At 46.6% G+C, this 13,381-nt stretch carries 11 protein-coding genes; 5 read left to right on the forward strand and 6 right to left on the reverse strand.

The window, feature by feature from the left end; genetic code table 11:
* Positions 1-139: 139 nt before the first annotated feature.
* Complete coding sequence (locus QUA80_RS18110) at positions 140-688, reverse strand: inorganic pyrophosphatase (protein WP_333426502.1); 549 nt, start codon at positions 686-688, stop codon at positions 140-142.
* Between the two features lie 174 nt (positions 689-862).
* Between QUA80_RS18110 and QUA80_RS18115 the strand changes: the two genes are divergently transcribed.
* Positions 863-1,105 carry a hypothetical protein gene (locus tag QUA80_RS18115; protein WP_333426503.1) on the forward strand — a complete coding sequence of 81 codons (243 nt, stop codon included), beginning with the start codon at positions 863-865 and terminating at the stop codon, positions 1,103-1,105.
* Positions 1,106-1,136: 31 nt separating this feature from the next.
* Here QUA80_RS18115 and QUA80_RS18120 read toward each other — a convergent pair whose 3' ends face one another.
* From QUA80_RS18120 to ruvB, 5 genes are all read right to left on the reverse strand, one after another.
* Entirely contained in the window at positions 1,137-4,310 is a 3,174-nt protein-coding gene (locus QUA80_RS18120) for a GAF domain-containing protein (RefSeq protein WP_333426504.1), read from the reverse strand.
* 116 nt (positions 4,311-4,426) lie between these two features.
* Positions 4,427-4,573, reverse strand: a complete 147-nt coding sequence (locus QUA80_RS18125; RefSeq protein WP_333426505.1) for a hypothetical protein — start codon at positions 4,571-4,573, stop codon at positions 4,427-4,429.
* 339 nt (positions 4,574-4,912) lie between these two features.
* Entirely contained in the window at positions 4,913-6,667 is a 1,755-nt protein-coding gene (gene recN, locus QUA80_RS18130; RefSeq protein WP_333426506.1) for a DNA repair protein RecN, read from the reverse strand.
* Between the two features lie 281 nt (positions 6,668-6,948).
* On the reverse strand, positions 6,949-7,515 hold the full coding sequence (locus QUA80_RS18135; RefSeq protein ID WP_333426507.1) for a Uma2 family endonuclease: 567 nt from the start codon (positions 7,513-7,515) through the stop codon (positions 6,949-6,951).
* A 12-nt stretch (positions 7,516-7,527) separates the two neighbouring features.
* The gene (ruvB, locus tag QUA80_RS18140) at positions 7,528-8,616 is read right to left on the reverse strand and encodes a Holliday junction branch migration DNA helicase RuvB (protein ID WP_333426508.1); all 1,089 of its coding nucleotides are present in this window, start codon (positions 8,614-8,616) and stop codon (positions 7,528-7,530) included.
* A 71-nt stretch (positions 8,617-8,687) separates the two neighbouring features.
* On the opposite strand from ruvB, the gene QUA80_RS18145 reads away from it, so the two are divergent.
* The 4 genes from QUA80_RS18145 to QUA80_RS18160 all read left to right on the forward strand — a co-directional run bounded on the left by QUA80_RS18145 (position 8,688) and on the right by QUA80_RS18160 (position 13,344).
* The gene (locus QUA80_RS18145) at positions 8,688-9,227 is read left to right on the forward strand and encodes a hypothetical protein (protein ID WP_333426509.1); all 540 of its coding nucleotides are present in this window, start codon (positions 8,688-8,690) and stop codon (positions 9,225-9,227) included.
* A 189-nt stretch (positions 9,228-9,416) separates the two neighbouring features.
* Complete coding sequence (locus QUA80_RS18150) at positions 9,417-10,226, forward strand: ABC transporter permease (protein ID WP_333426548.1); 810 nt, start codon at positions 9,417-9,419, stop codon at positions 10,224-10,226.
* A 169-nt stretch (positions 10,227-10,395) separates the two neighbouring features.
* The gene (locus tag QUA80_RS18155; RefSeq protein WP_333426510.1) at positions 10,396-11,808 is read left to right on the forward strand and encodes an ABC transporter ATP-binding protein; all 1,413 of its coding nucleotides are present in this window, start codon (positions 10,396-10,398) and stop codon (positions 11,806-11,808) included.
* Between the two features lie 15 nt (positions 11,809-11,823).
* Positions 11,824-13,344, forward strand: coding sequence for a methyltransferase (locus QUA80_RS18160; RefSeq protein WP_333426511.1), 1,521 nt, complete (start codon positions 11,824-11,826; stop codon positions 13,342-13,344).
* Positions 13,345-13,381 lie beyond the last annotated feature (37 nt).

The following is a 13,381-nucleotide window of genomic DNA, read 5'->3' on the forward strand; positions in this document are numbered from 1 at the left end:
GCAGACAACAGTCGCTAACTGACTCTCTGTCTTCATCTGGAGTGCTGGCGAGCGCGCGCAAACTTGACATGCTCCCTTTTGCACTGACCTACTTAATGCGATCGCGCACAATGAAGAGACCCGTGATTTAAGCTTGAATTTAACTTTGAATTTGCTTGTAAATTGACTGCACTACATCTAGCAGTGTCAAGACTTGCTGCCATTCGGGAGCGTCTGGTTTGTAGCTTTTGGCGCGCTGAGTTTTTAAACTTTGGTGCAAAAGGTTCAGCAGCGAATCAGGAGACTGCAAGGAGTTCTCATCTTCATCTGTTGGGCTGTGGGCTGCATTTTCTTCTATGTTTTCTTTGATACTTTGTGCCTTATCTGCCAGACTCAAAGCTCTGCCGGCGAGGTTTTCCGGCATTTTTGGCCGTTCCGACAAAGACTCGCCGGTCAGTTCTTCGAGCAGGTGACGGACTTGAGACACCCATTCAAGATCGTTTACCGAAAAGGAATCGGATTTAAATGCTTGCCCCTGTGGTCTTTGCTGAATGCTTTGTAGTTTCTGGATCAGGGGAAGAGACTTTAGAGTGATGTTTTCGGGGATTCTGGGGATATCTGACAGCGAACTGCGAGCAATCTCTAGCAATAGTTGGTAAACCTGATCTACCGACTCAATATCTCCCGATTGCGAATTCCAATTATCCATAACTGATGCTAGTAGTTTTCTATATCTAAGACTACAACGTTGACTATCTGATGAAAGCAAGCTGCTTTTATGAGTCGCCAACGCTATTAAAGCTTACGCGGGCGGGGTCAATAACCCGCTTTCTGAGCGGATGTTTCATCGCCTTTCCCCAAGATTTTTTTTATAAACTGGGTAATGCGAGCGCAACTCTTAACTGTGTTTCAAGCTCTTCTCACGGTAGAAGTGCTTTGTTTGTTGCCACTGGTAGCGCGAAAGGCGGGCATCGGGCAAAAGCAAGTTAGCGAGTTCAAGTCGGGTTATCTAACAATGATACCTGTTGGAGCAATTTTAAATAAGCTCCAACAGGATATTAAGGTTAATTGGCAGTCGGATGGGAGCCGCACCCCCGATCGCGATCGCCCCCGCCCCGAACCCTGACGCTACCGCGAGGATTTGCTGTGGGCCGCTGCTATTTTTCTGTGAGATTCCACACACCGTCCCAGTTGAGTACGTCTGAAAACCGATGTTGAAATAACATACAGCGATCGACGTGCAATTTAGCTGCCTTGTTTTTCGGGTCAACGTCCAGAACGGCGTTAAATTCGCGTGCGGCGTCTGTAAAAGCTTGCTTGGCTTTTGGTTCTAAGGCTTTCTTAAACTCGCTCAGCAGTTTTTTCACCCTATCGAGTCCCAGGTTTTCAAATTCCTCATCTAACATTTCTGCAACTGTCTCGCAGGCCCGACTTTTAATTTTCGCCTGCAATAGCTGCCTGATCTCGGCAGGTTTCAGCCGCTTGATTTGGGGATTTGATGGTTCTAAGATGTCTGCTTCCAACAGCTTTTTGACTTCGCCTTCTTGCAAGTATTGAATCTCGTCTGCTGATAGCGGCTTGATTTTTGCTTGCAGCAGCATTTTAGCTTCGTCTTCCGAGACGTTTTTGATGCCTTCCAATTTCAGCAGTTGGATTTCTGGCTGCAGAATCACGATGAGTTTGTCTGCTTCGGACAAGTGTTTTGGGTCGTACTCTGACAGCTTTTTCAGTTGACATAAGAGGTTCTTGAGTTCGTGTTCCAACTGTTGCTCGACATTGTAGGACAGTTTCTTAATCTCTGCCTCCGGCATTTCGGCGACATTCTTTAAGATCTTTTTCACCTCACTCTCAGAGAGTCTTTGGTGGACTGGAGCTTTGTAATATTCGCGCCCCTTCGTGTAATGTTCTATAATTTTTTGCTGTGTTGCGGTTAGTGACTTGCCCACTGGCGAGTATTCCTCGCGGATGCCGACGAGTTCGTAAACGATTACGGGTTCGCTTTTGCCTTTAACAGTAATAAAATCGAGTTCCCGCACGTACAGTCGATCTTTGTAGTCTCTGTATGTGTTGTCGCTGACGATCAAGTCGGTGCCGTACTGCTTGCTGGCTCCTTCTAGGCGAGAGGCTAGATTTACCCCATCTCCGATCGAAGTCAGTTCCATGCGTTTGCTCGATCCGATGTTGCCGCTGACAACTTCGTCGGAATGGATGCCCATGCCAATGCCGATCGGCAATTCCCCATGTGACATACGCTCTCGATTGAACTCAGCCAGTTTTTCCCGCATTTTCACTGCTGTTTGCATTGCACACCAAGCATGATCCTCTAGGGGCGCTGGAGAGCCAAAAACTGCCATCAAAGCGTCGCCGATGTATTTGTCGAGAGTCCCTCCGTACTCGAATACGACATCTACCATCACTTCAAAATATTTGTTGAGCATCACTACCACTTCTTCGGCTTGCAATTTTTCCGTAAGTGTGGTGTAGCTGCGAATGTCTGAGAACAGTACCGAAACGTTTTTGCGCTTGCCGCCCAATCCGTGATCCCCTGAAGCTAACAGCGCTTCGGCTACTTCGGGGGTCATGTAACGGTACATCAAGTTTTTGATTTGCTTGGCGTCGCTGATATCTTCCATGACGACTAACGCGCCGTTGACCTTGTTGGGGTCAGTAGCGTCGGTCATTGAATTAATCGAGAGATTGATACTCTGTGCTTTTCCTTCCAAGGAAAGCAAAACTTGATCTGGGTAATACTGCTGGCGGTCGTTATCGTCTTCGGGAGACAAAGACGCATCGAACCATTTGGCAAAATCGCCTTTTTCTAACTTAATCAAATCCCGCACAGATTGACCTTCTGCTAATTCGGCATCGCTGACACCCAGTAATTTTTTGGCACTGGGATTGGTCGCTACTATATTCCCTTTTTTATCGGTAGAAATCACGCCGTTAGTCAAGGCGTGCAGCATATCTTTTTGTCTTTGTTCTTGCTGTTTGACTTCTGCAAACAGTTTGGCGTTTTGCAGGGCGACTCCTGCTTGGATGTTAAACGCCTTCATAAATTCCAGGTCGTTGCGATTGAAACTCGCTTTCCACTGATCGGGGGCGTGCGGCCAATCTTCCGGGTTGTAGCGGGGGAATTCTCCTTGTCTTTTTTTGTTGATTAGTTGAGTAACTCCAATCAATTTATGGTCTGCATTAAACACTGGCATACAGAGCATACTGCAAGTCCGATAGCCAAACTGCTGGTCGGTTTTTTGGGAAGTAGCTGAACGCAAGTCGTCGTACAGGTCAAAGGGAATCAGCAAGGGTTCGCCAGATTGGGCGACGATCCCAGCAAACCCCGCGTTACTGGATATTCGCAGTTCTTCTAAGACGCCATCTTTGGGAATTTTTGTCCAGAGTTGATTTCTGTCTTCATCGATTAGCCAGAGGGTGCTGCGATCGGCGTTCATCAGTTCTTGGGCCTGATCCATAACCCTTTTTAGGGTATCTTCTAAGTCTAAACTGCTCTGAGAAAGAGCGTTGACGGCGTTCATCAGCGCTGTCGCGGCCCGTTGTCTTTGAGTTGCTGCGTAAAAAGATTTAGAAGACTCTAGAATTAAGCGAATCGACGGGGCAAATTCTCGAAAAACTTGTTCGTCTTCTTGAGTAAAACCTACCTTATCAATCTGTGCTTCTAAAGTACCATAATGTTCGTGGTTGGGCTTGAGTTTATTAATCAGTTGAACGACTGCTACTAACTCTCCTGTTTCTTCGTTGATCAGGGGCATCGCCAGCATTGTATAAGTGCGATATCCTGTTCTTTCGTCAGTTTTTTTGGCGTTAGCCGAGCGGGGGTCGTTATAAAAATCATAAGGAATGTTCACCACTTTTTTCTCCGTGGCTACTTCTCCAGCAATGCCTACATGGGCGGGTACTCTGATCTCTAGGTTGTTGCCATTTTCGTCTTTAGCGACTCTGGCCCAGAGTTCATTTTTTTCGTCGTCTAATAAAAATATAGTGCTGCGATCGGCATTTAGCAATTCCCCTGTTTTGAGGGTAATCGACTGCAACATTTCGTTAAGGATGGCGTCAAATCCCTGGCTGTCCAGGATATTGTCGAGCATTCCCAGCGTTTGATTGACAACCCTCAGTTTTTCCTCTACTTCCCTGGCGACTCCTTTAAAACTATCCTTGTTTAGGGGTGCGAGGAAACTGGAGAAGTTTCCTTGGCTTTTGACGATTTGATTATTGCTAGAGGGATAATGAGAATGCTGTTCCTGATGATTTTCACTTACAGGAGTGACATCTATCACGTTTTCCATAGCTGACAGATTGGAAGATGCAGATTTCATAGACCTTTACAGAAGCTTAAGTGTAAGGGTTAGTCTCTAAGCTAGGACAGCGGGCAAGTTCATTGGTGAGTCACCTGTCGCACAAAACTCAAGTATGTGTGAAAGTATTTCCCAGTTTACAGAACTCCGGCCACAGGGCAAGGGCAATTCTGTTGGGATTGCTGGTGAACTGCTGGTGCGACGGTAACGCTGCTGTGGCATTGCTGCACTCTTTTTAGAGAATGCGAATCCTGTTTAAATAGTTTATTAACTGATTGTGACATCGTGCGTGCCTGGTTTAACTAGGTTCTGCTGGTCTCCGATCCGATCGCCCGCAGGAACGCGAATGCGTGCAGCAGGAAGGACTGCTGAAAGAGGGACGGCTTTGCGGGACTACTGGCAATTGTGACACCACCAGTTGCTACTGATGTGTGCCCTTATCTACACAATTGTGTTTTTTAACTAGAATTTCTGTCAATTTTTCTGTTCTTAGCTTTCATCCCGCGACTAAAATTACGGGGCTTTCAGCTTTTTTTGTAAAATTTGCGGTTGATATTTTTAGTGTAACCTCCGGCTCTGAAAAAACTCCGTTTTTTGACCCCCCGATCGGCTTGAGGGTATCGTCAGGGTTGAGCCGACTGAATTTTTCGCAATCCGGCGGCTTCGACGAGCAGGGATTCGGCGAAGGCGATGGCTTCTGTTGCTGAGCGGCCGCTGGCGAGTTGGGCGAGTTCTTCGCGCCGCTGCTCGCTGTTGAGGGCGGCAACTCTGACTACCGTGCGTTCCAATGGTTCGGAATTGGCTGCGGGTTCGTCGATACTCGGTTCTGCTTCGATCGTCTGTTTGTTGACGCGAAAATGAAAATCAGCCATCGCGGCGATCAGCGGCTGGTGGGTGACGCAGAGAACTTGGTGTTTGTCGGAGAGTTGGTAGAGTTTTTTGGCAATCGCGCCGGCGACTCTCCCGGAGACTCCGGCGTCAATTTCGTCAAAAATCAGCGTACCGGCGCTTTCTATTTGCGAAAAACAAGCTTTGACGGCGAGCAAAAAGCGGCTCATTTCTCCCCCAGAGGCGATCGCGCCCAGGGGTTGCAGGGGTTCGCCGGGATTGGGACTGAAACAAAAGGCGATTTGGTCGGCACCGCTAGCGGTTGGGGTAGAAGGCGAGAGCTCGACTTGAAATTGCACTTTTTCCATTGCTAACGGCTTAAGTTCTCCTACTAAGTGCGTTTCTAGTTTGAGGGCTGCTTCGCGCCGCAGGGTAGTGAGGTGGCTGCAAGCGTCTTTTAATTGCTGTAGGGCGGTCTGATATGCGAGCTCTAAGGCTTCCATTGACTCGCCTCCTTCTAAAAGTTCGTTTAGTTCGTTTTGAATGCTTTGGTAGTAGGCGATCGCCTCTTTGAGCGGCCCGTATTTGCGGCAAATTTGTTTGAGTTCGCGAATTCTCTCTTCTACTTCTTCGAGTCTTTCGGGATCTGCTTCTAATTGTTCGCCGTAGCTGCTAATTTGCCTGCTGGCTTCTGTGGCTTGAGCTAAAGCATCGCTGACCATTTCTAGGATTGGTTGCAACTGCACGTCGTAAACAGCCATGTCGCTTAAAATTACTTCGGCTTTGCTCAACAAGTCGGCGGCTGATGCGGTGTCGCCGTCGTTTTGGTACAGGGCTTGGTGGACTTGGTAACTCTGCTGCTGCAATTCGACGACGTGGCCCAGCCGGATTGATTCTTGTTCTAGCTGTTCGAGTTCGCCGGGGTCTTCGATGTGGGCTTCGCCGAGTTCTCGGACTTGGTATTCTAACAAATCAAGTCTTTGCAGCCGCTGCTGTTCCGACTGACGCCTGCGTTTGAGGGCTGTTTTGGCATTGCTGGCACAGATCCACGCGGCTGCGACGATCGATCGCGCTTCAGCGAGCTTTTTGCCGCCGTAGAGGTCGAGCCATTCTCGCTGGAGGGTTTCTTGTCCGAGGTGGACGGTTTGGCCTTGGGCGGTAATTTCGACCAGCCGATCGCGCAGTTGGTCCATTAACTGGCGGTTGACCAGAATTCCGTTCAAGCGGGATCTGGTGCGCAGATTACCGCTTGATGCGTTAATTTCCCGGCTGCAAACGGCTAAATTTCCGTCTATGGGTTCGATTTCTTGCTCGCCCAGCCACAAAGCTGTGGCTTTGTCCAATTCAAAGGTAGCTTCCAATATTGCCCGCGCTGCTCCGGTGCGAATCGATCGGCGATCGACTTTCCCGCCCAACACTGCATCGATCGCGTCTAGAATAATCGATTTACCAGCGCCTGTTTCCCCTGTAAATACGTTCAAACTCGGGCCAAATTCTAGATCCAGGCAGTCAATTAAGGCAAAGTTTTCTATTCTGAGGGATATTAACATGGGGAATTGGTAATGCGTAATTGGAATTAGTAATTGGTAATGTGTAATTCTAATTGAATTAGTAATTGGTAATTGGAAGCACTGCCGGGAAAATTATTAGTACCCAATAACAAATAACAACTGTCAACTGTCAACTGACCGAAAGTAATTATGTCCGTGCCCCCGGATTCATCCGTGGAGGTAGAAAAAAAGCTCCGAATCATCTTGTGCTCGCCCCCGGATTCATCCGTGGGGTCGAATCTAAAATCTAAAATCTAAAATCTAAAATCGATTGACTTCTGCTATAGTTTCAACCACCCAAACAAATCTCCTACCGTCAGCCGCAATTCTGCTGCCCAATCTGGAACAGGCAACAATTCTTCGGGTTTTGCTAAAATTTCCGCTTGCTTTCCCGGTGGATAAATTAATATCGAGCGTACCATCGGATCGATCGGCCAACCCATTTTAGTGCCGTTTTTCAGACAGTGTAAAATATTCCCAGTTACTTGAGTTTGACTCTGGCATGGAGACAGAATTTCAATTGTCCAATCTGGGTAAGTTTCAAATACATTAGCAACATCCCCATTTTCATCAACAGGTATTCTTTCCCAAGTAAATACTGTGACATCTGGCACAATTGATCGACCGCCAAAAATACACCGAAATTCAGGAAAAGCTAAGGCAATTTTCTGATTTTTAACTGCCACATTAATAGCTGGGACTAATTCACATAGAATTCGGCTATGTTTTCCTTGTGGCATAGGCTTTTGGATGATTTTACCGTTGATATATTCGCTAGCTGGTTCTGTTTCTGGCTGTTTTAGAAACTCTGACAAACTTAGTGTTTTTGTTTCTTGTATTTGTACCATTTTTTACTCCTTCTATTCGAGTAAACCCAAGTGTTTTCTAGCAGCCACCGTTACCATTCTTCCGCGACTTGTCCGCTGCAACAATCCGATTTGCATTAAATAAGGTTCGTATACATCCTCAATGGTTTGAGTATCTTCTCCTGTAGAAGCTGCGAGGGTTTCTAAGCCCACTGGACCGCCGTTAAAGTTCTCAATCATTGCTGTTAAAATCCGCCGATCTGTCCAATCTAAACCTAGCGGATCGACGTTGAACAGTTCTAGGGCTACTGAGGCAACTTCTGCATCAATTGGCTTTAAATTTTTGACTTCGCTGTAGTCTCTAACTCGCCGCAGCAAGCGGTTAGCGATCCGGGGCGTTCCGCGAGATCGGCGGGCAATTTCTGCGGCTCCTTCTGGGGTGATTTGAGTGTCTAAAACTTGGGCGCTTCTTTGGATAATTAGACTGAGTTCGTCTATTTCGTAGTAGCGCAATCTTTGGATCAAGCCGAAGCGATCGCGCAGCGGAGAGGTCAGCGACCCGACTTTTGTGGTTGCTCCTACTAAAGTAAACGGTTTCAGGGGTATGCTGCGGATTTTCGCGCTTTTGCCTTGACCGATCGTAATATCTAACCGACAGTCTTCCATCGCCGGATAGAGAATTTCTTCTGTAACTTTAGATAAACGGTGAATTTCGTCAATAAACAGCACGTCGCCTGCTTTGAGGTTGATCAGCAATCCGACAATATCTCGCGGTTTTTCTAAAGCAGGGGCGGTGGTAATTTTGCATTCAACTTCCATTTCTGCTGCTAGAATTAGCGACATTGTGGTTTTACCCAACCCTGGAGGCCCGTATAGTAACAAGTGATCCATCGGTTCGCCGCGAGATTTGGCGGCTGCAATTGCGATCGCCAAAACTTCTCTCAAGTCTTTTTGCCCGATGTATTCTGCTAAGCGTTGGGGTCGGATTTTGTCGTCTTGTTTGCTGTTGATTTCGTCGGGTAGTTCTTGCGATTCTAGCAAAGATTCCGCCTGGGGTTTGGCGGCTTTTTTGCGGCGGGTCGGGGCTATGTCTTCAGGTAGATTTGGATCGGGGGGCTGTTGTTTGGAGGAGATAATAGCCATATTTATTTGCGATCGGGCAGCGGGAAGTGTTTACAATTGTTAGCAGATTCTTTAAAATTATTGAGCTCGTTATGAGTATTCCATCTTCTTTACTAGCATCGGAAAGCATAACTTTTGAAGGGGCGATCGAGCTGACTCAATCTTTACTGTCGTTCATGGAGGCCGATCGACTTTTACAGGCCGACATCGAGCAAGCTGTGGCTTCTCTGGTGAAAACACAGAACGGTGCTAGGGGGTTTTTTGTCACCTATCTAACGGACGACCGACAGGAGGCAGATCGCCCGTCACCCGGAGTAGTCGAGGCGCTGCGATCGGCTCCTGAGATCGTAGCAGAACTGCTGGTGAAAAATTTGGCGATGTCGGCGGCAATGGTCGTGCATCATTCGCGCCAGCAAAAGGAGGAAATGGCGGCCGATTCTGCTAGAGTGCAGGAGCGATCGCGCAATTTAATTCAAATCCTGCAAATGCCGGCCTGTCAAACTATAGGGTCGCAAATGCTAGAAAGTTTGCAGAATGCCAACGGCGAGTACGAAGAATTTTTCCGGCGGTGGGGCTACGACGACGAGCAAAAACTAGCGATCGGTTCGGCAGTGCGATCGGCGATCGGCTAAAATAACATCCTTCGCCAGGGTGACAGGTGCTTGATCAAAACGACGGGGCTGTGGAATAATTGCGGTTTAGTAAAAGCTGCACAATTGTAGCTTGAGTTGATTTAGGTGTGAAGGTAGTGAACGAGGGCGAAAAAATTGCTGAGAACGGTGAAAGGAGTTGCCCAAAAAGCCCGAAGGGTAAGCAGCAGGCTGCCCGCAAGTACGCCCCGGCGCTGGGCGAAGCTGAATCTGCTGGGAACATTGGTGCGCCGGGACTTGGAAGCTCAATACAAAGGCTCGATTCTGGGCAATTTGTGGCCGCTGCTGAATCAGCTATCGCAATTAGTGATTTACACATACGTATTTTCGATCGTCCTCAAGGTAAAGCTCAGCCTTGCAGGGTTCCCGGAAAACAGCGACATTACATTTGGAGTCTGGCTGTTTGCAGGTTTGCTGCCTTGGACTGCCTTCACCAGCGGTTTGATCAAGTCGGGAGTATCGGTGGTGGGACAGCCGAATTTAGTGAAAAAAGTGGTATTTCCTCTCGGTTTGCTGCCCCTAGTGCCGATTTTTACAGCTTTTCTTGAAAGTTCTTTGGGTTTAGCAGCTTTGATTGTGATAGTAGCAGTGTCGTCGCAAAAGCTCAACGCTACTTTATGCTTGCTGCCGCTGGTGTGGGTGCCTCAGTTGCTGATAACTGCTGGTTTGGGATATTTGACAGCGGGCTTGACGGTATTTTTGCGAGACATTCCTCAGACATTAGGTGTTATTCTAAATTTTTGGTTTTATTTGACGCCGATCGTCTACCCGGCATCAATCATCCCCCAAGAGTGGCGAGTGTGGATATTTTGGCTGAATCCAATGGCCGCCATCTCGGAGGTTTATCGAGACCTCATACTGCTTGGAGAAGTTAAGCATTGGGGCGAATGGGGTGTCGCCACGCTAATTTCTGCTGCTATATTTTGTGCGGGTTTTGGGATTTACCGACGTTTGCGTCCCGCTTTTGCTGACGTGCTGTAAATTTGTTTTAGATCCAAAGTCAATTCTTCAATCTAAAATCGCAATCAAGGTGTTTGCAGCATCGGAATGCAAGTCCTCATAAAAATCAGAGGACGATCGTACTCACTACAAACCTATTTTTCCTTCGAGCGGGCATAATATCAATCTAAAATCTAAAATCTCAAATCGGATGACAGAAAATGTAATTTCATTAAAAAATGTTTCCAAATGCTTTAAGCGGTACGATCGTCCAGGAGACCGCTTAAAGGAAATTATTTACCCCAGCAAAAAACTCGCTGACGAATTTTGGGCCCTGCACGATATCAATTTAGAAATTCCTCAAGGACAAACTCTGGGAATCGTCGGCCGCAACGGTTCGGGAAAAAGCACTCTCCTGCAAATAATTGTCGGGACGCTGACTCCTACCGCAGGAAGCGTAGATGTTAAAGGCAGAGTCTCCGCTTTGTTGGAACTCGGAAGCGGGTTTAACCCGGAATTTACCGGGCGGCAAAATGTGTTTTTCAACGCTCAGTTACTGGGATTCAATCAAAAACAAACTGAAGAAAAGTTTGACGATATCGCTGCTTTTGCTGATATTGGGGATTTCATAGAACAGCCAGTCAAAACTTATTCTAGCGGTATGTTTGTCAGGCTAGCTTTTGCCGTTGCGACTAGCGTAGAGCCAGATATTTTGGTGGTTGACGAGGCGCTTTCGGTGGGCGACGAAGCTTTTCAACGCAAGTGTTTTGCCCGCTTGCAAAGCATTCAAGAAGGTGGCGGAACGATTTTATTTGTTTCTCACGCTGCTACTTCTGTGGTGCAACTTTGTACCTCTGCGATTTTAATGGATAGCGGTGAATTGCTGCTCGCTCACACTCCGAAGGTAGTAATTTCTAAGTATCAAAAGCTGATTTATGCCGACCCGGATCTGGTTCTGGGATTGAAGTCAGATATTCGAGCTCTGAACCAACTGACCAAACAGGAAAGTCAAGACCAGCTTCAGGATGCTAATTTAGACAGCACAAAGACGGAAGTTAAACCGGAGCAACATCTCTCTAAACCCAAGGAATATTATGATGAATTTTACGATCCGGGGATGATACCGTCGAATACGGTAAGGTATCCGTCTCGCGGCGCGGAAATTATCAACCCCCACATCGAGACGCTGAAGGGAAATCAGGTAAATCACTTGATCGGTCGTCAAGATTATATTTACACTTACTCTGTCACTTTCTCCCGGTCAACTTCCAAAGTTAGGTTTGGAATGTTGGTTAAAACAATTAGCGGTTTTGAGTTGGCGGGTGCTTCTTTGAAGGCTTCTACTCAGTCAGTTAGGTATGTGGAAGCGGGAACGACAATTGTAGTGAAGTTTCAGTTTAAATGTTTGCTGAATCCCGGGGTTTATTTTCTGAATGCTGGGGTTGTGGGAACGGTAGATGGAGATTTAACTTATCTGGATCGCTGCGTTGATGTGGCGATGTTTAGAGTTCAGTCTTGTACTGAGTCCTGCGGTAACGGCATCGTTGACTTGCTGATCGAACCGTGTTTAACTGTGGTTAATGCTGACACTCTAGTGAAAGAGGAGTCAACAGAGGTTATCTAAAATCCTGTAAAAACAATGAACGATATCAATTTAGATTTAGTCAAAAATCCCGTAATCAAAGCATTTATTCAAGATCAAACTAAGTTTCCCGAAAATTTTAAATTGAATATCTGCGAAGACGATGAAATGTATTTGTTCAGCTTGAACAACGTTAAAGACGATCGCGATCGGGCTTTGGTGCGCTACTATTCGATCGGGCGTCGCATCTTGGATACGGTTAAACAAGTTGTGGATTGGCATTTTGGCAGTTTTGAAAATGTACCCTCTTTTCTAGATTTTGCCTGCGGTTACGGTCGATTTACCCGGTTTTTGATTCAGGAAATGCCGCCGGAACGAATTTGGGTTTCTGACATTTATGCTAACGCGGTTAAGTTTCAAACTGAATACTTGGGCGTCAACGGTATTGTCTCGACGGGAAAACCAGAAAATTATTTAATTGACCGCAAGTTTGACTGTATTCTGGCTAATTCTTTTTTCAGCCATATGCCGGAAAGAACTTTTACCAGTTGGTTGCAAAATCTGTACGATTTGTTGACTCCTAGTGGCATTTTGATGTTCAGCGTTCACGATGAGTGTTTGCGCCTAGCTGATATAGAAATGCCGGCCAACGGTATTTTGTTTAGTCCTCAAAGCGAAAGCCAGTCTTTAGATAAGGAGGAGTACGGCACAACTTATGTAACTGAAAAGTTTGTGAGAGAATGTGTCGAGCGAGTTAGCGGAGGCAAAGCTTTTGTTCACCGCATCAAAAAAGGCATATGCAGATTTCAAGATTTGTATGTTGTCACAAATGAGCTAGTTAGAGATTTTTCGGAGTTAAAATTCAATCACCACCCGGAAGGATATATTGATGTTGCTGCTTTTACTAATAAGGAGAATTTGTATCTGGAAGGATGGGCGGCGGATGTGAACCTCGACGGTCGAATTGAGGAGCTGCAAGTGCTGGTAAACGGCGAGGTTGTACAGAGGTGCGAGCCTTTTTACGATCGCCAGGATGTGGCTGGATATTTTGAAACTGATGTGGCTTTGCAGTCGGGTTGGAGCTGTTATTTACCAAAAAACACTGTAGGGCTGGAGGATGTGTTAACAGTCAAAGCAATCAATAACTACGGTTGGGAATGGATTCTGGAAAATAGCACTGTGAAATCGCTGGTTAATCAAAGGCAATCGCAGTCTTTGTTGGGGTCTACTCAAACCAAACTCAAATTACTCGAAACTCAGTTAGCGTCAGCTAGGATAGAATGGGAGCAAAGCCAAAGTAACTTAATGATTACTCAAACAAAGTTGGAAGAATCTCAAACAAAGTTGCAAGAAACTCAAAATCAATTAGTTTCAGCTCAAACGCAATTGGAGCAAACTCAAAATCAGTTAGTATCTGTGCAAATGCAGTTGGAGAAAACTCAAAATCAACTCATGAATGTCAAGCAAGAATTAGAGCAAGCGAAGTGTCGGGTTTTGGCAATGGAAAGCAGCAAGTTCTGGAAACTGAGAAGCGCGTGGTTTCAAGTCAGGCGATCCCTGGGCGTAGCGGGAGAGTAGCGAGTAAATTTGGTGTGGGAATTAGGGCGAGGGAGAT

Source organism: Microcoleus sp. F4-D5 (assembly GCF_036704885.1).
Classification (GTDB): Bacteria; Cyanobacteriota; Cyanobacteriia; order Cyanobacteriales; family Microcoleaceae; genus Microcoleus.